Source organism: Promicromonospora umidemergens (genome assembly GCF_024171995.1).
GTDB classification, from domain to species: domain Bacteria; phylum Actinomycetota; class Actinomycetes; order Actinomycetales; family Cellulomonadaceae; genus Promicromonospora; species Promicromonospora umidemergens.
This window is the reverse complement of the sequence record NZ_JAMTCT010000002.1, coordinates 406,902-428,528: the sequence shown is the minus strand read 5'-3', so window position 1 is coordinate 428,528 and position 21,627 is coordinate 406,902. Positions and strand designations below refer to the sequence as shown.

At 73.3% G+C, this 21,627-nt stretch carries 22 protein-coding genes; 12 read left to right on the top strand and 10 right to left on the bottom strand.

Annotated elements, in window-relative coordinates; translation table 11 throughout:
- Positions 1–20: 20 nt before the first annotated feature.
- A complete protein-coding gene (locus APR04_RS05515; RefSeq protein ID WP_253868392.1) occupies positions 21–1,052 on the top strand; it encodes an NmrA/HSCARG family protein in 1,032 nt (343 codons plus the stop codon).
- 107 nt (positions 1,053–1,159) lie between these two features.
- Here the strand turns inward: APR04_RS05515 and APR04_RS05510 are convergent, their stop codons facing one another.
- On the bottom strand, positions 1,160–1,936 hold the full coding sequence (locus APR04_RS05510; RefSeq protein ID WP_253868391.1) for a PAS domain-containing protein: 777 nt from the start codon (positions 1,934–1,936) through the stop codon (positions 1,160–1,162).
- A gap of 130 nt (positions 1,937–2,066) precedes the next feature.
- Positions 2,067–3,254 (bottom strand): iron-containing redox enzyme family protein, encoded by a 1,188-nt coding sequence (locus tag APR04_RS05505; RefSeq protein ID WP_253868390.1) that lies wholly within the window; start codon positions 3,252–3,254, stop codon positions 2,067–2,069.
- Positions 3,255–3,499: 245 nt separating this feature from the next.
- Between APR04_RS05505 and APR04_RS05500 the strand changes: the two genes are divergently transcribed.
- The 8 genes from APR04_RS05500 to APR04_RS05465 all read left to right on the top strand — a co-directional run bounded on the left by APR04_RS05500 (position 3,500) and on the right by APR04_RS05465 (position 9,493).
- Positions 3,500–4,378, top strand: a complete 879-nt coding sequence (locus APR04_RS05500) for a hypothetical protein (RefSeq protein WP_253868389.1) — start codon at positions 3,500–3,502, stop codon at positions 4,376–4,378.
- Positions 4,362–4,874, top strand: a complete 513-nt coding sequence (locus APR04_RS05495; protein ID WP_253868388.1) for a phage holin family protein — start codon at positions 4,362–4,364, stop codon at positions 4,872–4,874. The genes APR04_RS05500 and APR04_RS05495 overlap by 17 nt, the downstream gene beginning before the upstream one ends.
- Positions 4,871–5,497 (top strand): DUF3618 domain-containing protein, encoded by a 627-nt coding sequence (locus tag APR04_RS05490; RefSeq protein ID WP_253868387.1) that lies wholly within the window; start codon positions 4,871–4,873, stop codon positions 5,495–5,497. The genes APR04_RS05495 and APR04_RS05490 overlap by 4 nt, the downstream gene beginning before the upstream one ends.
- Positions 5,498–5,579: 82 nt before the next feature.
- Positions 5,580–6,695 (top strand): YihY/virulence factor BrkB family protein, encoded by a 1,116-nt coding sequence (locus tag APR04_RS05485; protein ID WP_253868386.1) that lies wholly within the window; start codon positions 5,580–5,582, stop codon positions 6,693–6,695.
- 10 nt (positions 6,696–6,705) lie between these two features.
- Entirely contained in the window at positions 6,706–6,933 is a 228-nt protein-coding gene (locus APR04_RS05480) for a CDGSH iron-sulfur domain-containing protein (RefSeq protein ID WP_253868385.1), read from the top strand.
- Positions 6,934–7,032: 99 nt separating this feature from the next.
- Positions 7,033–7,794, top strand: coding sequence for an alpha/beta fold hydrolase (locus APR04_RS05475; protein WP_253868384.1), 762 nt, complete (start codon positions 7,033–7,035; stop codon positions 7,792–7,794).
- Positions 7,791–8,513: an esterase/lipase family protein gene (locus APR04_RS05470; protein WP_253868383.1), complete on the top strand. Its 723-nt coding sequence runs from the start codon at positions 7,791–7,793 to the stop codon at positions 8,511–8,513. Before APR04_RS05475 ends, APR04_RS05470 begins: the two co-directional genes overlap by 4 nt.
- Before the next feature lie 47 nt (positions 8,514–8,560).
- On the top strand, positions 8,561–9,493 hold the full coding sequence (locus APR04_RS05465) for a DNA-3-methyladenine glycosylase family protein (RefSeq protein WP_253868382.1): 933 nt from the start codon (positions 8,561–8,563) through the stop codon (positions 9,491–9,493).
- Positions 9,494–9,582: 89 nt separating this feature from the next.
- Here the strand turns inward: APR04_RS05465 and APR04_RS05460 are convergent, their stop codons facing one another.
- The gene (locus APR04_RS05460; RefSeq protein ID WP_253868381.1) at positions 9,583–10,395 is read right to left on the bottom strand and encodes a DUF4184 family protein; all 813 of its coding nucleotides are present in this window, start codon (positions 10,393–10,395) and stop codon (positions 9,583–9,585) included.
- Positions 10,396–10,691: 296 nt separating this feature from the next.
- On the opposite strand from APR04_RS05460, the gene APR04_RS05455 reads away from it, so the two are divergent.
- A complete protein-coding gene (locus APR04_RS05455) occupies positions 10,692–11,186 on the top strand; it encodes a DUF1801 domain-containing protein (RefSeq protein WP_253868380.1) in 495 nt (164 codons plus the stop codon).
- A gap of 13 nt (positions 11,187–11,199) precedes the next feature.
- Here the strand turns inward: APR04_RS05455 and APR04_RS05450 are convergent, their stop codons facing one another.
- A complete protein-coding gene (locus tag APR04_RS05450) occupies positions 11,200–11,802 on the bottom strand; it encodes a response regulator transcription factor (RefSeq protein WP_253868379.1) in 603 nt (200 codons plus the stop codon).
- Positions 11,799–12,998 carry a sensor histidine kinase gene (locus tag APR04_RS05445; RefSeq protein WP_253868378.1) on the bottom strand — a complete coding sequence of 400 codons (1,200 nt, stop codon included), beginning with the start codon at positions 12,996–12,998 and terminating at the stop codon, positions 11,799–11,801. Before APR04_RS05445 ends, APR04_RS05450 begins: the two co-directional genes overlap by 4 nt.
- A gap of 251 nt (positions 12,999–13,249) precedes the next feature.
- On the opposite strand from APR04_RS05445, the gene APR04_RS05440 reads away from it, so the two are divergent.
- Complete coding sequence (locus APR04_RS05440; RefSeq protein ID WP_253868377.1) at positions 13,250–14,992, top strand: CocE/NonD family hydrolase; 1,743 nt, start codon at positions 13,250–13,252, stop codon at positions 14,990–14,992.
- Here the strand turns inward: APR04_RS05440 and APR04_RS05435 are convergent.
- A complete protein-coding gene (locus tag APR04_RS05435) occupies positions 14,970–15,680 on the bottom strand; it encodes a phosphonatase-like hydrolase (protein WP_253868376.1) in 711 nt (236 codons plus the stop codon). The genes APR04_RS05440 and APR04_RS05435 overlap by 23 nt on opposite strands.
- 173 nt (positions 15,681–15,853) lie before the next feature.
- Positions 15,854–17,143 (bottom strand): FAD-dependent oxidoreductase, encoded by a 1,290-nt coding sequence (locus APR04_RS30380; protein ID WP_301312097.1) that lies wholly within the window; start codon positions 17,141–17,143, stop codon positions 15,854–15,856.
- Between the two features lie 89 nt (positions 17,144–17,232).
- Here APR04_RS30380 and APR04_RS05415 point away from each other — a divergent pair, with 89 nt between their 5' ends.
- Positions 17,233–18,027 (top strand): GntR family transcriptional regulator, encoded by a 795-nt coding sequence (locus APR04_RS05415; RefSeq protein WP_253868375.1) that lies wholly within the window; start codon positions 17,233–17,235, stop codon positions 18,025–18,027.
- Here APR04_RS05415 and APR04_RS05410 read toward each other — a convergent pair.
- From APR04_RS05410 to phnC, 3 genes are read right to left on the bottom strand one after another with little or no spacing between them, the layout of a single operon-like run.
- A complete protein-coding gene (locus APR04_RS05410; protein ID WP_253868374.1) occupies positions 17,964–19,178 on the bottom strand; it encodes a zinc-binding dehydrogenase in 1,215 nt (404 codons plus the stop codon). The genes APR04_RS05415 and APR04_RS05410 overlap by 64 nt on opposite strands.
- Complete coding sequence (phnE, locus tag APR04_RS05405; protein WP_253868373.1) at positions 19,154–20,791, bottom strand: phosphonate ABC transporter, permease protein PhnE; 1,638 nt, start codon at positions 20,789–20,791, stop codon at positions 19,154–19,156. The genes APR04_RS05410 and phnE overlap by 25 nt, the downstream gene beginning before the upstream one ends.
- A complete protein-coding gene (phnC, locus tag APR04_RS05400; RefSeq protein WP_308292323.1) occupies positions 20,788–21,627 on the bottom strand; it encodes a phosphonate ABC transporter ATP-binding protein in 840 nt (279 codons plus the stop codon). Before phnC ends, phnE begins: the two co-directional genes overlap by 4 nt.

The following is a 21,627-nucleotide window of genomic DNA, read 5'->3' as shown; positions in this document are numbered from 1 at the left end:
GGCCGGCGCACGATGCCGCCATGACCGAGAACAGCAGGACCGAGACCAGCAGGACCGAGACCAGCAGGACAGCTACCGACCAGAAGATCATCGCCGTCGTCGGCGCCACCGGGCAGCAGGGTGGCGGGCTCGCCCGCGCGATCCTCGACGACCCCGACCGACCGTTCGCGCTGCGCGTCCTGACGCGCAACCCCGGGTCCGCGGCGGCCCGGGCCTTCGCACAGCGGGGCGCCGACGTCGTCGAGGCCGATCTGGACGACGAGGCGAGCGTCCGCCGCGCGTTCGACGGGGCCTACGGTGCCTTCGTCGTGACCAACTTCTGGGCCGAGCGGACGCCCGAGGAAGAGGCGGCGCGCAGCCGTCCGCAGATGGAGATCGACCAGGCGGGCGCCGCGGCGCGGGCCGCGAAGGACGCGGGGCTGAAGCACGTGGTCTGGTCCACGCTCGAGGACACCAGGCCGCACTTCGAGCACCTCGGCAGCGAGCCGCCCACGCTCGTCGACGGCTACAAGGTGCCGCACTTCGACGCAAAGAGCGTGGCCGACCACCACTTCACCAGCCTCGGTGTGCCGACGACGTCCCTGCTCACGACTATGTTCTACGAGTCGTTCCTCACGGGAGGGCAGGGCCCGCACCGGGAGCAGGACGGGCGCCTGGTGCTGACCAACCCGCTGGACGACTCGGCGCTCGCGGTGGTTGCCGCGGAGGACATCGGCCGCACCGCGTACGGCATCTTCCGAGCGGGGGCCAAGTACGTGGGCCGCGCCGTGGGGCTCGCCGGAGACCGCCTCACCGGCGTCGAGCTCGCCGAGATGTTCGCCAGGATCCTGGGCGAGGCCGTCGAGTACCGCCCCATGACGCACGACCAGCTTCGGTCCGCGGGGTTCCCCGCGGCCGACGAGGTCGGCAACATGTACCAGTTCTACGCCGAGGCGGCCGAGTACTTCGTCGGGATCCGCGATCCAGAGGCGATCCGTGCGGAGCTCAACCCGGCGCTGGCATCGCTCGAGGACTGGCTGATCGAGCGCAAGGACCAGATCCCGCTCGGCTGAGGGCCGTGACAGCGTGACCGCACCGCCGTCGTGAGCCGGCCCCGCCACTCTCCCGAGGGGAGCGACGGGGCCGACGACGGTCTCCGCTGGGGGAGCTCGAGACCGGTTCAGCTCTGCAGCTTGCGCGGCCGCCGAGTCAGCAGGGGGTCGTGACTCCGCGGCCGGCCGACGGGCTGGACCCCCGCCAGGGCGCGATCCAGCATGTCGTGCGTGACGGCCGTGCCGTCGTCACTGGCCCGCAGCGCCGCCATCACCTGGTCGGCCGCCAGTCGCAGGGAGACACCGGCCCCCTTCGCCGCGGCGACGAGGGCGTCGGTGGCCGCGGTCTCCTCCACACCGCGCACCGCGACGATCACGCCCTTGACCTGCTCGATCGTGGCCTGGCTGACGAAGGCTCGGTTCACCACGCCGTCGGACCGTCGGGCCAGCGCCTCCTTCTGCACCGGCGTCACGTCGACGACGTAGCCGACCAGCTCGGGCGAGCGGCCACGTGGCCCCTGCGACCCCTGGCCGGTCACGACCACCGACCGGGTCCTGCCCTTCCGGTCCACGATCCGGTGCGCGCAGGCGAACGGACGGCCGAGCCGCAGTGCCTCGCCGGCGGCCCGGACCACCCGGCTCCGGTCGTCCGGGTGCTTGCGCGAGCGGAGCGCCTCCAGGCCCGGCTCGACCTCGTCGCGCCGCCACCCGTGCATCGTGTAGACCTCGTCGGACCACCACCAGGTCCCCGAGGCGAGCTCGACGCTGTAGCGGCCGACGAGGAGGTTGGTCCCCAGGCCGAGGGCGCGGGACAGGTCGGCTGCCGACAAGCCGGGCGAGGGGGCCGCGAGATCGCCTCCGGCGTCTTCCGCGAGGGTCGGCTGAGTCTGTGTGAAGGATGACATGTAGACCTCCCAGATCCGGTTCGGATCTGGAGCCGCTTCATGACCCCGAGAGCTCAAGTGTAGAGCCGTTCGGACGATTCGGACAGTCCGCCGTCCCAGATCCTCCGCGCTCTGGATGCGTCCGCGCAGGTCAGACCGGCGTGTCGGCGAGGGGGACGAGCAGCGCGGAAGCACCGTCCTTCCAGCGGCTCAGCGCGAACACGCCGACGTCGCCGTCGATGGCCAGGCAGGCGGCGGCGCCGAGCAGGACGTCGTCCAGGAGCGCTGGTTGCTGCTCGACGAGCCGGCCCGCCAGGTCGCGTGCGGCGATCTGCTCGTGCACCGAGTCCGCCTCGACGTGCTCGTCGAAGTAGCGCGTCGTACCGGCGTCGTGCCCGAGCCGCCGGAACCCGTCGCCGTACAGCCTGCTCGGGATCGACGACGTGATCTCGTACGCGGCCAGGTGGCCGACGATCGCCCCGCGGAGCCGGCGGTGCAGCGCGAACAGCGACATCGTGTTCAGCGAGGCGAGCACCGGCGTCGGCACCACGTCGAGGTACCGGCCGTACGTGTCGTCGAGGCCAGCGCCACGCATCGTGTGCGCGAACAGCTCGGAGTGCAGGCGGCCCGGCGTGCCACCGCCGTACTCGTCCGCCTGGATCTCCACCAGCGCCGCCTTGGGTGTGCCGTGCAGCCGCGGGACCGCCCACGTGTGCGGGTCGGCCTCCATCAGCTGGTAGATCGACCGCAGGACCAGGAACTCGCGAGCCTGCTCGGCGTCGGCGTGCTTGGCGACGTACCGCGCGAGACTCGGGCCGCCGTCGGCATCGGCCAGCTCGAACAGCCGCCGTGCGACGCCGGTGGCGTCGGTCTCGTCGCACGTCGGCTGTCCCGCCCGGGCGCGCACGGCCGCCTCGAACGGACGCTCGAGCGCCTGCCGCACGGCCAGGAGGGCCGGCTCCCACTCCCACGCGTCGTCGATCCCGTCGACACCTCGGTGGTGCAGCTCGTACAGGACCGTGAGCGCGAGCTGCAGGTCGCCGTCGCCGAGGACGCCGCGGTCCTGCTCGTCGTCCTGCTCGTCGGCCTGCTCGTCGGTGGGGCGGGCGCCGCCCTGCGGGCCTGCCGTGTCGGACAGGGCGTTCGCGACCGCCTCGCGCACGGGTGCGAGACGGTCGTGGGCGTCGTCGGTGGGCGGTCCGGCGGTGAGCCCGGCGAGCAGTGCGGCGCTCAACGGGCCGCGCGGGCGCGGGAGCGGGAGGTGGGCAGCGGCGTCGTCCGAGGGGCGCCGGACGGCGTCGTCGGTCGACGCGGGGTCCCGCACGGGAGCTGAGGTCATGTGAAGCCTCCTGATCGTGCACCGGCCGCGCCCCTGCTCGACGCCGCGCCCATCGTGGGCACGAAGCGGTCGGCTCGCAAGGCTGGTGGGCCTGCCGATCGCGGTCGGGTTGCGAGTGCCGCACGGCGTCTTACGTTGGGCCGAGGTCAGGAAGAGGCCGCACCGGTGGAGCAGGGCCACCCGTGGCTCGTGCTCTGCGAACCCGTCCGGCTGGTACCGGGCGTGGACGACGACAGGAGTCGACCATGAGCGAGACGAATGTTCCGTACGGCACGGGGGCCGGTTCGCAGCGAGCCTGGGCGCCCGGCAGCACGGGAGGCGACGCGGGTAGCGACACGACCGGCGTCAAGGATCGGGCCAGCGAGGCGGCGTCGCGGGTCGGCGACGCAGGCCGGGAGACTGCCCACGACGCGAAGGAGCGCGCGCGCGACGTCGCCCACGAGGCGACGGACCGTGCGCGGGGGCTGGTGGACCGCACGCGGACCGAGCTCAGCTCCCAGATGGAGTCCCAGCAGCAGCACCTCGCGGGCGGGCTCCGGTCGCTGGGCGACGAGCTGAACCAGATGGCCGGCGGGACCCAGGACCCGGGTTACGCGACCGACCTGGTGCAGCGCGCGGGCGAGGCCAGCGGCCACGTCGCGCAGTGGTTCGAGGACAGGCAGCCCACCGACGTCCTGCACGAGGTCGAGGACTTCGCCAGGCGCCGGCCGGGCACGTTCGTCCTGCTGGCCGCGGGAGCCGGCCTGCTCGTCGGGCGGTTCCTGCGCGGAGCGAAGGACGCGTCCGGCCAGGACGACGAGGCGGCCCGGCGGGATCCGGGCACGTCCGGCGGCTCGTACGGCGGAGGGAACGCCTGGGCGAGCAGCGCGGGTGGCGCCGGCGGCACGGACGCCGGCGGACTGAGCGGTACCGGCGCGGGGGCCGTCGGGTCCGGCGCGCAGGGCGGTGAGCCGGACATCGGGCGGAGCGGTGCGTTCCCGGCCATGGCAAACGACAACCTTCCGCAGGACCCGCAGGTGCCGACGACCGCTGGCGAGACGCCGCCGGTGTTCCCGCCGCCCACGACACCTGGCGGAACCCGACCGCGGACCACCGGGGGTGAGCACGATGTCGAGCGACCGTGACCCGTTCGCCGCGTCCAGCGCGGCGCAGCCAGTGACGACCACCAGGGGCCAGGAGCCCTTGGGCGCCACGAGCGTGGGCGCGACCGGACCCGCCGACCGGCATGCCCGGGGCGGCGACCAGAGCATAGGAGAGCTCTTCAGCGAGGTCAGCCGGGACCTCTCGACGCTGATCCGGCAGGAGGTCGAGCTGGCGAAGGCCGAAGCGGCGCAGACGGCCAAGCGAGCAGGGAAGGGCGCCGGGATGTTCGGCGGCGCCGGGGTGGCGGGCCACATGGTGCTGCTGTTCCTGTCGCTCGCCCTGTGGTGGGGGCTCAGCTACCTCATGGGAGGTGGCTGGTCAGCCCTGGTCGTCGCCGCGGTCTGGGCCGTGATCGCCGCAGTGCTCGCCGCGCGCGGGCGCAGCGAGATCAAGGCGATGGAAGGACTGCCGCAGACGGCCGACTCGGTCAAGAAGATCCCCGACGCACTGCGAGGACACGAGGAGAAGAACCCATGAGCACCAGCGATCCCGACGAGATCCGGGCGAACATCGAGCGCACGCGCGACGAGCTCAGCTACGACGTCGACACGCTCGGCGACCGGGTACGCCCCAGCAACGTCGCGCAGCGCCAGAAGGACAAGATGCGCTCCCGCATGTCCCAGGTCAAGGACCGGGTCATGGGTACGGCGCACCACACGAGGGACTCGGCCGGGAGCTCCGCGCACCACGCGGCCGACCGCGGACGCGAGAAGGCGGCGTCGGCCGCCGACTCGGCCCGGCACACCGCTTCGTCCGTCGCCGACTCCGTCGGCTCCGCACCGCGCGCGATGCGGGAGCAGACGCAGGGCAGCCCGCTCGGCGTCGGCCTGGTGGCCTTCGGCGTCGGCCTCGCGGTCGCGTCCCTCATCCCGTCGAGCCGCACCGAGCAGCGCGCGGCGACGGCCGCCCAGGAGAAGGCCGCACCGCTCGTCGACGACATGAAGTCGACGGCGAGCGAGGTCGCGGAGGACCTCAAGCAGCCCGCGAGGGAGAGCATGGAGGCCGTCCGGGACTCTGCGAAGGACGCCGCGCAGTCGGTCGGTGAGCACGGCCGCGAGGCCGCCGCCGACGTCCGTTCGCACACGACCCGGAAGGGCTGACACCGGGCGCAGCCCTCTGCCGTCGGCCGGTGCCGTGCCGGTGTTCCCGGCCGGCACCGGCCGACCTGTCCTGGGAGATGACATGACCGACACCAACGACACGTCCGACCGGGTCGGCGCGCCGGCGCCCGACGACCGGCGCAAGCCGGACGCACCGCAGGCCCTGCACCGCACGACGTGGACGTACGTCCTGCGGAACACGGTGCGGCAGTTCTCGCGAGACCAGTGCCTGGACCTCGCCGCCGCCCTGACGTACTACGCCGTGCTCGCGGCGGCGCCCGCCCTGCTGGCGCTGGTCTCGGTGCTCGGGCTCGTGGGGAGCGGTGGCCAAGCGGTCGAGCGGGTGATCGGCACCCTCGAGGGTGTCGTGCCACCGGACGCGCTGGCGGTCGTCGAACCGCTCATCCAGAACGCCGCCGCGGCGGGGGGCGGGGCCGGGTTCGCACTCGTGCTCGGTATCGTCCTCGCCCTGTGGTCCGCCTCCGGGTACGTCGGCGCCTTCGGACGCGCGATGAACCGGATCTACGAGGTCGACGAGGGCCGCCCGGTGTGGAAGCTCCGGCCGGTGATCCTGCTCGTCACCCTCGTGGCGGTGGTGATAGCCGCCCTGGTCGTCGCGTCGCTCGCGCTCAGCGGACCGGTCGCCCGCGCGGTGGGTGACGCCGTCGGCCTCGGTTCGACCGCCGTGACGGTATGGAGCATCGCCAAGTGGCCTGTCGTGCTGCTCCTGGTCGTGGTGCTGGTCGCGATCCTGTACCGCGTCACGCCGAACGTCCGGCAGCCCAGGATGCGGTGGCTCAGCGTCGGCGCGTTCGTCGCGATCCTCGTGTGGATGCTGGCGTCCGCCGCCTTCGGTCTCTACGTCGCGACGTTCGCCAGCTACGACGCCACCTATGGGTCCCTGGCCGGGATCATCGTGTTCCTGCTGTGGCTGTGGATCACGAACCTCGCCCTGCTCTTCGGCGCCGAGCTCGACGCGGAGCTCGAGCGCGGTCGCGAGCTCCAGGCCGGCATCGCGGCGGAGGAGTTGCTGCAGCTACCGCCCAAGGACGCGCGCGCGAGCGAGAAGCGCGCGGCGAAGAGCCAGAAGGAGGTGGAGCGCGGCAGGGAGCTGCGGTCTGCCGCACACCGGTCCGGCACCCAGCGGTCCGGCACCGGCGACACCCCGGACCACGACACCCCGGACCACCGAGCCTGAAGGAGGCCGCATGACGACGTCGGACGATGCCCGGGTCACGCATGCCGGGGAGGTGACCGTCACGGCCTGCCCCGACGGGCCCCTGCTGGTGCGCGGCCCGGCGGAGATCCTGGGACCGGACGGCGAGCCCGTGCCGCGCAACCGGGCGACCGTGGCGCTGTGCCGCTGCGGCGGCACCGCCATCGCGCCCTGGTGCGACGGGACGCACAAGGTGAACGGCTATCGCTCCGACGGGTGACCCTCTGGCAACAGCACACCGCGCTGTCGTGCGGCGCATCTCGCGGGCGGGCTCGTGTGCCCTCATGCTGGCGGTATGTCTGGCGCTATCGTGCACCGTGTGAACCGGTCCAGCGACGGCGGCTCCACGGTCGTCGGACATGTGCGCGCGCCGCTCGACTCCGACCGGGCGGTAGTGCTGGTGCACGGTGTGGGCTCCTCGTCGCGCGCCTACCAGAAGCTGGCCGACCACCTCGTGGAGCACGGCGAGGTGCACGCGGTCGACCTGCCGGGCTACGGCGCGTCCCCGCACCTGACCCGCGACGTCACCATCCCCGAGCACGCTGCCGCCGTCGCTCGGTACGTGCGGGAGCACGTGCTCGACGCCGGGCTGCCCGCGCCGGTCGTCGTGGGCCACTCCATGGGCGCACAGGTGGTGGGCCAGCTGCTCGCGGACCATCCCGACGTCGCGTCCACGGGCGTCCTCATCGGGCCGACGGCGGAGCCCGGCACACGCAGCCTCGGAAGCCAGGCGGCACGCCTGGCGGTCGACGCGGTCGGCGAGAGTCCACGCACCATCGGCGTGCTGCTCGTCGACGCCCTGGTGCGCTGCCGCACCCCGTACTACCTCGGGCAGCTCCGCCACGTCATCGAGTACCGGCTGGAGGACGTCCTGCCCCGCTCCACCGTCCCGGTCGTCGTGGTCCGGGGTAGGCGTGACCCCGTCGCGCCGCCCGACTGGATCGAGCTGCTCGCTGCCCGGGCGCCGTTCGGCCGGCACCGCACCGTGCGCGGCCGGCATCACTCCATGGACACCGACCCCGGCGGCGTCGCTGAGATCGTGCTCGAGGCGTGGCGGTCGGCGGGACGGGGCATCGAGTGACCGAGCGACGTCGTTCACCGGGCGGCAGGCTCGCCCGGCTCGGCGCGTGGGCCGCCGACTACGCGTGGGCCACCGACCGGCAGCTGCGCCACCTCGTCCGGCGCCCGGCGCTGCCCACGGCGGCCGGCGGGGCTCCCGGTCACCGGGCGCCCGTCGTGCTCCTGCCCGGTATCTACGAGACGTGGGAGTTCCTGGACGCTGTGGCGACGGCCCTCGCCCGCGCGGGGCACCCGGTCCACGCGGTCCAGGGCCTGGGGCACAACGCCCGGCCCGTCCCCGAGGCGGCCGACGTCGTGACCGAGCACCTCGAGCGCACCGGGCTGAGCGGTGCGGTGCTCGTGGCGCACAGCAAGGGCGGCCTCATCGGCAAGCGCGTGCTGCTCTCGCCCGCGAGCGACCGGGTGCTCGGCATGGTCGCCATCGCCACGCCGTTCACCGGCTCACGCTGGGCGCGGTACATGCTCACGGGGGCCCTGCGGTCGTTCGACCCGCGTGACCCGGTGCTGCTGGCGCTCGCCGGTGAGCTGCTCGTCAACGAGCGCATCACCGCCGTGTTCCCGCGGTTCGACCCGCACATCCCCGAGACCGGCCGGCTCCCGGGCGCGCGGAACGTCGAGCTCCCGCTGTCCGGCCACTTCCGGCCGCTCGGTCACCCGCTGCTCGTCGACACGGTCGTGGGTGAGGTAGCGCGGGTCGAGACGGAGCATGCGGTCGGCTGACTCGGGGGCCGCGCTCCGCTGCCCGGTTCCGGTCCACCGGGCGGCACGTGGTCCACTGGGATGTGCTCACCGTCCGTCACAGCTCCCCCCGCCGGCTCGACGTCGCCCTGACGCTCGGGCCGCTCGGGCACGGGCCTGCGGACCCGACGTTTCACCGGGGGGTCGACGGGACGGTCTGGCGCACGTCGCTGCTGCACACCGGGCCGGTGACGCAGCGGTTCGTTCCGGCCGGGCCGCACGAGGTGGTGGTGCACCTGTGGGGCGACGGCGCCCGCGAGGCCGCGGAGACCCTGCCGGCGCTGCTCGGCGAGGACGACGACACCACGGGGTTCGCGCCCCCGCCGCAGGTCCGCGACGCCCATCGCCGCGCGGCCGGGATGCGGATGGTGCGGACCGGCCGGGTGCTGGAGGCGCTCGTGCCCGCCGTGCTGGAGCAGCGCGTGCAGATCGTGACCGCGCACCGGGCGTGGCGGTGGCTGGTGCGGCGGCACGGCACGCCGGCGCCCGGCCCGGCGCCGGCGGACGTGCCCGGTGGGCTGCGGGTCGTGCCCGACGCGCGCACGTGGACCCGGGTGCCGGTGTGGGACTGGCACCGTGCCGGCGTCGACCCAGGACGTGCCCGCACCGTGGCGCGGTGCGCCCTGGTGGCGCCGCGGCTCGAGGAGGCGTGCGCGATGGCGCCCGCCGAGGCGCGGCTACGGCTGGAGAAGGTGCAGGGCGTCGGGGTGTGGACGTCGGCGGAGGTGGCGCAGCGGGCCTTCGGCGACGCCGACGCCGTCTCCGTTGGCGACTTCCACCTGCCCGCGGCCGTCGGCTGGGCGCTGTCCGGCGAGCGCACGGACGACGGCGGCATGCTGCGGCTGCTGGCGCCGTACGCCCCGCACCGGCACCGGGTGGTCCGGCTGCTCATGATCGACGGGCGGCACAAGGCACCGCGTCGTGGGCCGAAGCTACCGATCGCGGACTACCGGGCGTTCTGACCCGGGGAGCTGGCCGCGGCTGCCCGGGAGGAGCGGCAGTCGACGCACTGTGGGCGGCGTGGCGGCGCACCGCACCTGACGCAGAGCCGTCAGTGGGTCTGGCGTACCGCACCCACCTCGCGGACACCTCGGACCGCCCACCACACCGCCACGTAGAGGGACAGCGCGGCGATGAGCGCGGCGCCGGCGCCGGTCGCGACGTCGGAGAGCACCACCTCGACCAGGTCGCGCGCCGGAAGCTCGGAGGCGCCGCCCCAGAGCTCGACGGTGCTGACGGCTCCGCCGACGGCGGCGACCCCGCCGGCGACCCCGAGGATCCACCAGGTCCGGCGCCGGCCCGGCGCGCTCCCTGGCAGCAGCCGGGAGCGGCGCCGCCACAGGTACACGGCGAGCACCACCAGCCCGCCGACGGTGCTGACGTGCTGCAGCGCCCTGGCCCACGTGAGCTCGCCGGCCAGCTGAGCGGTCAGGAACGGTACGTGCAGCACGACGTATCCGTCGCTGTGCGTGAAGGAGTCCCAGACCAGGTGGGTGGCGATCCCGATCAGGAGGGACAGCAGCACCCAGCCGCCGCGCCGCAGCAGCGCGATCGTGCCGTCCGGCTCAGGAGCAGGCGGAGCTCCCGCGGGCAGGAGGGCGCCGACCGGGCGCCGGGCAACCAGGTACAGGCCCCACAGCACCAGCGCGTAGGGGAGCGCGACGGTCACGGCGCCGAGCGGGCCGTGCGACGTCGTCGCGTTCATGTACGGCTCGTACCAGGACTGGGCGGTCACCGGGACCGGCACGCTGCGGGCGAAGTACGGCATGTCGGGTGCCACAGCCCCGGCAACCAGCGCAGCGGCGCTGAACGGGCGCCGCAGGAATGGCAGCACGGCCGCAGGATGGGAGAGCGTGAACGGCATGCGTCGTCCTTCGGGGCTCAAGCAGGATCATGGCCGACGTCGCGCACGGCGTACCGGGGCGGTGCTCGTAGGCAACTGTCGGACAGTACCGGCAAAGTCTCGCCCCGGTCGCGGCGGACGGCAGGGGCCGCGTGACGGGGTCGGCTACGACACCCAGCGCACGCCCGCCGGCAGGTCGAACGTCGAGTGGGCTCGAGGCGATCAGGAATCGAGAAGCCCGCCGCGGCCGCCGCGACTAGCGTCGGAGTCACCGACGAGCGGGCGGGAGCCCATTGCTGCAGGAGGAGCAGATCGCTATGAGCAACACGTCCAAGGCAGGCACGTCCAAGGCAGGCGAAGACAAGCGGGCCGAGTCTTCGGCCGGGGTGTTCTCCGAGCAGGAGCGCGCCGCGCTGAAGGCGCGGTCCACCGAGCTGAAGGAGGAGGCCCGCGACGGTCGCGGCGCGAAGAAGGCGGCCAAGGACGAGGCGGCGGTGCTGTCGAAGATCGCTGAGATGGAGTCGCCGGACCGGGAGCTGGCCGCTCGTGTGCACGACATCGTGACGGCTGCCGCCCCGGAGCTGGCACCGAAGCTCTGGTACGGGCAGCCCGCCTACGCCCGGGACGGAGAGGTCGTGTGCTTCTTCCGCAGCGGACAGGTGGACAAGGAGCGCTACTCGACGTTCGGGTTCAGCGTCGCGGCGGCGCTCGACGAGGACGGCGGCATGTGGCCGACGTCGTACGCCCTGACCGGCCTCGACAAAGCCGGTGAGGCCGCGATCGCCGAGCTCGTCAAGAAGGCCCTGCGCTAACCGCGACCCGGGCCTAGAGCCAGTCGTGCTCTCGGGCATATCGGGCTGCCTCGTGGCGGGTCCGGGTCTGGGTCTTCTGCATCGCGTTGGAGAGGTAGTTGCGCACGGTGCCCTCCACGAGATGGAGCTGCGTGGCGATCTCGGCGACCGAGTAGCCCTGGCCGGTCACGCGCAACACGTCGATCTCCCGGTCGGTGAGCGGGCAGTCGTCGGTGACGGCGAGCGCCGAGACGTCCGGGTCGATCCAGCGTTTGCCCCCGTGCAGGGTCGCGATGACCGAGGTGATGTGGGCCGGCTCCGCTGACTTGCTGACGAATCCCTGGACGCCGAGCCGCAAGGCCTTGCGCAGCACCCCGGGTCGGGCGTGCCGGGTCAGCATGAGGATCACCTGGTCGGGAAGCTCGCGGCGGATCTGCGCGACGGCGCCAAGTCCGTCGATGCCCGGCATCTCCAGATCGATCACGAGGACGTCGGGCCGGTGGCGGAGCGTCGCCGTGACGGCTGCCGCGCCGTCCTCCGCCTCGGCCAGCACGGTGATCTCGCCCTCCAGGGGGAGCAGCGCCGCGAGTGCCTTGCGGAGCAGGGCCTCGTCGTCGGCGAGTACGACGGTGGTCATCTCCTGCCCTCCAGCGCTGTCGCTCGGTCGTTTGCGCGGTGCCCGACGCCGGGGAACGCGGCCGCCGTCCGGAACTGCCCGTCGTGCTGCTCCACGGTCAGCTCGCCGCCGTCGTCGGCGACCCGGTCCTTGAGGGAGGCGAGGCCGCTGAGCTCGGGGAGCGGTCCGTCCGGTGCCCCGTCGTTGACGACGGTGATGCCTGACCCACCCAGCGTGATCCGCACGTGTGTCGCCTGGGCGTGCCGCAGGATGTTGGTCGTCGTCTCGCGCAGGACCTGACCGAGGAGCTCGCTGGTCCGGGTGTCGATGTCAGTCTCGCGGTCGACCCAGACGCGGATGCCTGCGGCCTCGAAGAGGTTCTTCGCGTTCTCGAGCTCGGCCGAGAGGTTCAGGCGGCGCTGCGCGTGTGCCAGTGCCTTGGTCTGCGTGATGGTGTCGGCGATCAGGGAATGAATCTCGTGCAGCTCCTCCTCGGCGCGCACGACGTCGCTGTGCACGAGCTTCTGGGCCAGCGTCGCCTTCAGCTTCACCACGTGCAGCGTGTGGCCCTGGATGTCGTGCAGGTCGCCGGCGAACCGGATGCGTTCCCGGGCGACGGCCAGCTCCGCCTCGCGTTCGCGCGTCTCCTTCATGACGTCGTTGTACATCTCGTTGCCGAACATGAGGACGGTCGCCAGCGCTGTCGCTCCCACCGGGATCACGACGTACGAGAACACGACATCGGGCACGGTGTCCGAGGAGACCAGGAGCCGGGCGGCACCCACGGCGCCGACGAATGTGACCAGGCCGAAGGCCGCAGCTATCCGATGGCCGGACAGACGGGGCACGACGAGTGACCCCACGACGGTCATGCCGTAGAACGCCGTGTGCAGGTCGGCAACCGACGCGCCGAACAGCCACACCGCTGCGGTGACGACCAGGCAGGGGACCGCGACACGGCGGAGGTCCTCCGCCGCCCACCGCTCCATCGCGACCACCGCGGTGACCAGGCCCAGGACCAGGACCGCCGTGCCCCACCAGGTCTGCGCGTCCACGGCCACCAGCACGATCCCTGCGCCGACCACGGGAGGGACCTGCAGCACGAGATTGAGCCTGCGCAGCTGTCCCCGCGACGCCTTCTTGTGCGACGCCTCGTCGCGCGCGGCCATGGCGGTCGCGCTGCCCGTGGGCAGCACGGGCGGGAGTCTGGTCGCCATGGGTCTCCGGTCTCGAGCGGGAAGGGACGCCCCCAGTATTCGTGCCGCTCCACGGCACCACCAGTGACGTCGCGTCATGACCGCACCGCGAGGAATGTCACCGTCAGGTCGTGACGTGGTCGCACTGGCCGCCGGGTGGTGCGTCGGGTGTGATCAGGGCATGCCAGTTTCATCGCATGCCAGGTTCATCCGGACCGGCAGCACGGCAGGTAGCACGGCTCGCACCTCACCCCGACCCCCAGGAGGAGCACGTGAAGAGATCACGCGCGGCAGTCAGCACGGCCTCGGTACTCGCCACCGTCGTGGCAGTGACGGGAACGCTCGCGATCCCCGCCGCTACGGCGGCGTCGGGTACGGCGGCGTCTTCCGCACCTGGCAGCGCGTCGGTCGCGACCGCCGACGACCCGGTGACGCACGAGGAGAACGCGCGCGTCCCGGAGGGCTCGGTCTGGACACAGCACTACTTCCCGTCGTCGGACGGCTCCGACGTCGAGCTGCATGCCGACGTGCTGCTGCCCGAGGGCATGAAGAAGGGCGAGCAGGTGCCGGTCATCCTGTCGGCGGGATCGTACTTCGGGCACTCGGGGCAGAGTACGGTCGAGGACCACCCGCACACCGGCCCCTCGGACCGGTTCGGCGATCTGGTCGAGGGCATCGACCTGTTCGACCGCGGCTACGCGCTCGTCCTGGTGGACGTGCGGGGCTACGGCGGGTCCACCGGGTGCATCGACTTCGCGGGACCCGGCGAGCAGGCCGACGTCAAGGCAGCCGTCGGCTGGGCCGCCGACCAGTCGTGGTCGACCGGCGCGGTGGGCATGTACGGCAAGTCCTACGACGCCCTCACCGGCCTGATCGGCAACAACCTGGACCAGGACGCGCTCAAGGCCGTCGTCGCCCAGGAGCCTATCTGGGACATGTACGACCGGGTCAGGTCGAACGGTGTACCCCGCCAGGAGGGCATCATCGCCCCCAGCACGTACAACCAGATCGCGTCTCTCCCGCAGATGCCGGACGACGACCCCCGCTACGTGGAGAACGCCGCGTACGAGACGAAGCACCCGGAGTGCCTCGCGGCGAACACCATGAACACGATGATCGCCGACCCACGGACCCAGTACTGGAAGGACCGTGACCTCGCGAAGCACGCCGAGGGCAGCGACACCCCCCTCTTCGTCACTCAGGGCTTCCTCGAGTGGAACACCCGGCCCGAGGGCATGGAGGAGTACCTCACCAACCACGAGGGTCCTCAGCGCGGTTGGCTCGGTCCGTGGGACCACGTGCGGGGCAACGACCGCACCGAGGACGGGACCCTCAAGATGGGTCGGGAGGGCTGGTTCCAGGAGATAGGTGCCTTCTACGACGAGCATCTCAAGGGTGTCGAGCCGAAGGTCGACTACCCGGCCTATTCGATCCAGGACAGCACCGGCGCCTGGCGCGGCGAGGACACGTGGCCTGTCGTGGACAAGACCGCCAAGATCTCGCTCGGCCGCGGCTCGTACGTGGACGACGGTGGCCCGGCAGAGGACAAGGACGGGGCTCGGTCGAGCTTCCTCAAGTGGTCCGAGCCCGTCGGGCAGGACACGCGCGTCGGCGGTACTCCGCAGATCTCCCTGAACGCCAAGGGAACGGGCAACCTCCTGGTCGAGCTGCACGACGTCGCCCCTGACGGCACCGCCGTCCCGTTCGTCGAGCAGGCCGCCGTCGTGCACGGGGGCCGGCTGACCATCGACCTCGAGTCGACCGACTGGACCCTGGCCGCCGGGCACCGGCTGGCCGTCGAGATCGGCTCGATCCAGACCGGCACCTGGGTCGACACGCCGTCCGGCAAGACGATCAAGGTCAGCAACGCACGGCTGGAGCTGCCGCTGGACGACCCGGCGGACGACACCGCGACGGAGGGTGACCGTGCCACCTGGCTCGACACCTACCTGGCGGCGTACACGGCGGACCTACCCGTCGAGGATCCGAGCTTCACGGTGCCGCCGGTCGGCTGATCTGCGGCGACCCGGTGCCCTGGTCGTCCAGCTCGGCCAGCACGTCCCCCAGCTCCGCCACCGACGGGATCAGGTGGGTGTGCGGCGCCGTCGCGAGCGTCTGTCGGGGCACTCCGCCGCTCAGGACACCGACCACGACCCCGGCCCCGGCGTTGGACCCGGCCTCGAGGTCGAGGACGGTGTCGCCCACGGTAAGGACGTCGGCGGTCCGCAGCACACCGGTGCGCTCCATCGCACGGTGGACCATGTACGGCGCGGGGCGGCCTGCGGGCACGTCGTCGGTGCAGACGACGGTGTCCACGGTGCCGTCCCGCCAGCCGAGCCGCTCGAGCAGGAGGTCCGTGACCTCTGCCGAGAACCCAGTGGTCAGCGCGATCTTCGCGCCCCGGTCACGCAGCGCGGCGAACGCCTCGACGACCCCGGGCATCGCCACGGGCGGCGTCGCGTCGTAGGCCTCGCGGAGCAGCCGCTCGAAGTCGGTGAACGCCTTCTCGACGGCGGTCGGATCGCCGCCCAGCGCGAGCAGCGAGCGGATCGCGGTGCGCTTGTCGGCACCCATCCAGTGCGCGACGTCGGAGACCTCGGCCGTGCTGCCGTGCCGACGCACCGCGTCGTGCAGCGCGCGGTAGACGGCGCTTCCCTCCTCCACGGTGGTGCCGGCGATGTCCAGGGCGGCGAGAGCGATCATGAGTGATTCCTTCCAGAGGGGTCGCACGGGAGTGGACGCGCGACGGGTGGGGTACTACGGGTGGGGTACGACGTGGCGGCTGAAGACGCGTGAGGGATGGTGCGTTGCGGGCGTGCGCAGGAACGACGGGACCGTCGGGCAGGAGCGGCGAACGGCGGTACGAGACGGGACGGTCAGTCCGTGAGCCCGGCCTGGTCGAGCACGTGGGCGGCGAGCCCCAGGCCCGTGGTCATCCCGATGCCGGTGGTGACCGTCGCGACGTGCACCCCCGGTTCGGGCTCGGCGACCAGGAACTCCTCGGGAGCCGTCGCGTACGTGCCCTGCCAGCGCTCGACGACGTCGAGACCCGTGCCGAGCAGGTCGGCGACCAGCCGCAGCAGGACGGCGTAGCCCTCCTCGTCCTGGAACACCGGGGCGTCGATCGCGCGGAGGTGGGTGTCGCCGACGACCAGCGTCCCGTCCCGCTGGGGCGTCAGCATCAGGTTGACGTCCCAGCCCGCCGCGACCGGGTCCGCCGCCGCGAGCTCGTCGGCGACCAGGGAGGCGGACGGGCAGGCGGCGAGCGCCGCGTACCGGACCATGGACCAGCCCGTCAGCACGGGGCCTGTGAACCCTGCTCCGGCGAACCCTGCTCCGGTCGAGCGCGCCCCGGCGGACCTTGCTCCGGTCGAGCGCGCCCCGGCGGACCTTGCTCCGGTCGAGCGCGCCCCGGCGGACCCTGCTCCGGGTGTTCCCGCCCCGGTGGTCGCCTGCCCTGCGCGGCCCGGCGTCGTGCCGGAAGGCCGGACCCGGAGCATGTGCAGGCGGCAGCGACGCACCTGCGCCTGAGCGGCGACGTCGGGCAGGAGGCGGTCGAGGTCGTGGTGGGCGGCGACGATCACGACGTCCGCGTCGATGCGTCCCGTGGTGGTCTCGACGCGGCCGGTGCCGACCGCGCGGGCCGCCGTCCGCCACCGGAAGGTCACTCCTTGGCTCTCGAGCCAGGCGGCCAGTGCCGGCGCCGCGACCCGGGGGTCGACCTGGAGGTCCAGGGGCAGGTACGCCCCGCCGACCACCGGTTCCGGGCGCACTGGCGCGGCCGATCGCGTCTGCGCGGCGTCGAGCAGGTGGACCTCGTCGCCGCCGCGCTCGGCGGCGAACTCTTCGAGCAGCCGTAGCTCGGTGCTCGTCCGGGCGACGACGTGCGTGCCGCTCCGTGCGACGGCGAATCCCGCGGCGGACCCGAGGGACAGCCAGCGTTCGCGAGCTGCGAGAGCGTACTCACGGGCCGGGCCTGCCTGGGCCGTGACACCGACGTGCCCGAAGTTCTGCACGGACGCACCGACCACCGAAGCGGCCTGCTCGACGACGGTCACACGGTAGCCGCGCCGGTGGGCCTCGGCGGCAGCGCCGAGGCCGACCACTCCGGCGCCGACGACCACCACGTGGCCGGCGGCCGTCGGGGCTGGACGGGAGCTGGTCATTGGAGGCCCTTCTGACGGTGGGTCGGGTGCGCGGTGGAGCACGGGTACGAGTTCATGCGGGAGCCACCTGATCGGGTTACGGTCCGTGGGTGACCAAGTCGACCGAGATCGTCCGGGTGCTCGCGGAGGAGCTCGCGAACGTCCCGCCGGGCACCCGGGTCGCGTCGGAGGCCGACGTCGGCCAGCGGTTCGGCGTCGGACGCGCGGCGGCCCGCGCCGCCCTCGTGGAGCTCGAGCGCCGGATGCTCGTGAGCCGGATCCAGGGCGGCGGCACCTTTACGCGGCGGCGCGTCGACTACCTCGTCGCGCCGGGCCGGGCCCCGTCCTGGAGCCGAACGGTCCGCGAGGCCGGGGCGACGCCGCGCACCGTCGTGCTGGCGTGCGACGAGGTCCCGCTGCCGCCCTCCGTCGCGAACGCGCTCGGGACCGAGCCGGGGGAGCCCGGCTTCCGCCTCGTGCGTCGGTCGTTCATCGACGGCATGCCCGCCGCGTGGGGCGTCGAGTGGCTGACGGTGGCGCTCGTGCCCGAGCTGCCGACCGCGCTGCGCCACGAGGAGTCGCTGGACGCCATCCTGCGCGGGGTCGCCAGGGTGCGGCCGGAGCGCGCGTGGACGCGGGCCAGCATGGAGTCCGCGCCCGACGACGCGAGCGCCGGCCTCGGCTGTCGGCCGGGCGACCCCGCCTGGCTGATCGCGAGCCTCGCGCGCGACGGCGTCGACGGGCCGCCGCTGCTCTCGACGGAGCGCTGGGTGCGCGCGGACGCCGTCCGCGTCATCGTGGAGCTCGGTGCCCACGAGCCGGCGCTGCACGAGCCGGCTGCTCATGGGACCACCGCCGCGCGCGGTGCGACGCCGGCCGGACCGGTGAGCAGCCGCCCGACCTGAGACAGCCCGACGGCGGGCGTGACGAGCTCGTGCCACGGCACCGTGTCGCACGTGCGGGCGAGCAGCTCCAGGGCCGCCCGCAGGTGTCGCGGCTCGTAGTTGTGCACGCCCGTGATCGTGAGCCAGCCGCGCACCACACGTTCCGCGTCGAGCGGGACGGACGGTGCGGGCGCCACGGAGCCGGCCAGCACGAGCCGCCCGCCGACGTCGAGGGCGTCGAGGCACCGGGCCACCGCGGAGCTCGCCCCAGACAGCTCGATCGCGACGTCGACGGGGCCGAGCGCGGCAGTGCCGTCGGACACAGGGCCCGGCACGTCGACACCGTGCGTCTCGACACCGTGCGTCTCGACACCGTGCGTCGAGGTGGCGCCGAAGCGCACCGCGAGGTCCAGCCGCGCGCGATCCGGGTCCGTGACCAGGACCTGCGCCGCGCCGGCTGCGCGTGCGGCGGCCACCGCGGTGATGCCGAGCATCCCCGCGCCACTGATCAGGACGCGGCGCCCGGTGAGCGGTCCGGCCGCCTCGAGGGTGGCCATGACGGTCGCGGTGGCGCAGCCGGCGGGGGACGCCAGCTCGTCGGGCAGGGCGTCCGGCACGTGCGCGATCGTCGCGCCGCGCGGCAGCAGGATGTGCTGGGCGTAGGTCCCGCTGAGCGGCCAGGCCGACGCGAACCCCTCGTGCCCCACCTTGCGGACCGACCGGCACTTCGCCGTGCGTCCGGCAGTGCACCTGTCACAGGCGCCGCACGCGACGGTCACGCCCCACACGACCCGGTCGCCCTCTGCGAGCGGACGACCGTCGGCGGCGTCGGCGTCGGCGTCGGCGTCGGCGGCGCCGGCGGTAGCGGTGGCCCCGCCGGAACCGGTCGCGACGACGTCGCCCACCGCCTCGTGCCCGAGTACCGAGGGGACCGGCGCCGCGCGCCGCCCGGACACGGTGTGCCGGTCGCTCCCGCAGACCGTCGCGAGCCGGATGCGGACGAGCACCTCACCGGGGCCCGGTTCGGGGAGCGGTACCTCGACGAGCCGGACGGCGTCGCCGCCCTCCCACAGGGCCACGGTGGTCCGGCCCGTGAGAGGGCCGCCGGGCGGAGCGGGAGCGGGGAGGGCGGAAGGTAGGTCAGTGGTCAGGTCAGCTGTGCGCGGATCCACCCGGAGAGCCTTTCGATGAGCAGGACGACGACGAACACCAGCAGCACGATGCCGCCGACCACCTCGAACCGGAGCGTGCGTACCGCCTCGAACAGCAGGAAGCCCACGCCGCCCGCGCCGACGATCCCGAGGATCGTCGAGGTCCGGATGTTGACGTCGAGCAGGTAGAGCGTCGAGCCGACGACCGACGGCAGGCTCTGGGGCAGGACCGCCGCGAAGAGCACCTTCCACCAGCCGCCGCCGACGGACCGCACCGCCTCGGCGGGCCCGGCGGGAATCTCCTCGACGGCGTCGGCGACCAGCTTGCCGAGGAACCCGATCGAGCCGATGCCGAGCGCGATGGCACCCGCGACCGGACCGAGCCCGACGGCGGCGACCAGGATCACCGCGAGGACGAGCTCAGGGACGGCCCGCACCACGAGCACCGTCGTGCGGGCAGCGGCATGGACCACGGGGTGCGGCGCCACGTTCCGGGCCGCGAGCAGGCCGAGCGGGAGCGACAGCACGACGCCGATCGCCGTCGCCACGAGCCCGATGGCGAGCGTCTGGAGGAGGGCCTCCCAGAGCACCGGCCCGAGCGACGTCAGATCCGGGGGGAAGGTGCGGCCGGCGACCGCGAGCAGGTCGGGCACGGACGTCACCAGGGCGAGAGGGTCGATGCCGAGGCGGACGAACGCGAACACCGTGAGGGCGAGCGCCGCTCCGCCGGAGAGGAACCGCACCACCCGGTCGCGCTCGAAGCGCGGGTTGCGGGGTGCCAGCAGCGCGCGACGGACCGCCATCGACAGCAGCTCCATGGCCGCGACGACCACGAGGATGATCGCGACGATGCCCAGCGCCTTCGGGTACACGAGGCCGCGCAGCGCGTCCTGCAGGGCGAACCCGATCCCGCCCGCGCCGACGAAGCCGAGCACGACGGACGTGCGCAGGTTGATGTCGACCCGGTAGACGAACGCCGACACCCAGGCGGGCACCACCTGGGGCACCACACCGTTGAGCAGCTCGCGCAGCGGGCCGACGCCGACGCTGCGCACCGCCTCGCGGGGGCCCGGGTCGGCGTCCTCGATCGCGTCGGCGAAGAGCTTGCCGAGCATGCCGACCGAGTGCAGCGCGAGGGCGAGCACGCCGGGCAGCACACCGAGCCCGAGCGCCCGGACGAACAGGACCGCGAACACGAGGTCGGGCACCGCGCGGCAGAAGGTGATCAGCCCGCGTGCGACGGTGGCGACGGCGGGGTGCGGCGTCGTCGTCCGGGCGGCGAGGAACGCGAGGGGAACCGACAGGAACGTCGCGAGCACCGTCCCGAGGAACGCCATGAGCACGGTGTCGAGGGTGAGCGCGGCGATGCGCGCGGGGTCGTCGACGCGCGGCGGGAGCATCCGTTCGACGAGCGACGCGACGTCCTCGCCCCCGGCGATCAGCGTCGGCAGGTCGAGGCCGATCGACGACGCCGCGACGAGCGCGAGCAGCACCGAACCGCCGGCGATCCAGCGGAGCGCGCGCTGCTGTGGCGTGGGCGGCGGGGGGAGCCGGCCGCCGGTGCTGTGCCCGCCGGTGTTGTGCGCTCCGGTGTTGTGCCCGTCGCGGCGTTCCCGGGTGGTCGGTGCGCTCACGCCAGAGCCTCTGCCGGTTCGACGTGCCGGTAGATCGACATGGCGTCGTCCCGGGTCAGGCCCGCTGCTGGCCGGTCGAGGACCTTCTCGCCACTGCGCAGCCCGACCAGCCGGTGCGCCCAGCCGAGCGCCAGGTCCACCTGGTGCAGGGTGCACACGACGGTCAGCCCCTCCTCGGCGCACACGCGCACGAGGAGGTCCATCACCGCGCCCGAGTTCTCCGGGTCGAGCGACGCGACGGGCTCGTCGGCCAGGACGAGCTGGGGTCGCTGCATGAGGGTCCTGGCGATGGCGACGCGCTGCTGCTGGCCGCCCGAGAGGGTGTCGGCCCGCTGGTAGGCGTGGTCCGCGAGGCCCACCCGCTCGATGTGGGCGAGCGCCTCCTCCCGCATCGCGCGCGAGTAGGTCGTGACGCCGTACCGAGGCCCGCGGACCCGCCCGAGCCCACCGATCAGGACGTTCTCCAGGCAGGTGAGCCGGCCGACCAGGTTGAACTGCTGGAACACGAAGCCCACCTCCGTGCGCAGGCGGCGCAGCTCGCGCCCCGACGCGCGGTCGACCCGCGTGCCCGCCACGGTGACCTCGCCGGCCGTGGGCCGGTGCAGGCCGTTCAGGCAGCGCAGGAGCGTCGACTTGCCCGAGCCCGACAGACCGAGCAGCACGAGCAGCTCGCCACGGGCCACGTCGAGGTCGACGCCCGCCAGCGCCGTCGTCCCGTCGAACTCCTTGGTGAGGCCGCGCACCCGGACGACGGGCTCGCCGGCGTCGGGCTGCACGGTGTCGGGTCGCACGTTGTCGGGCTGCACGGTGTCGGGCTGCACGGTGTCGGGCTGCAC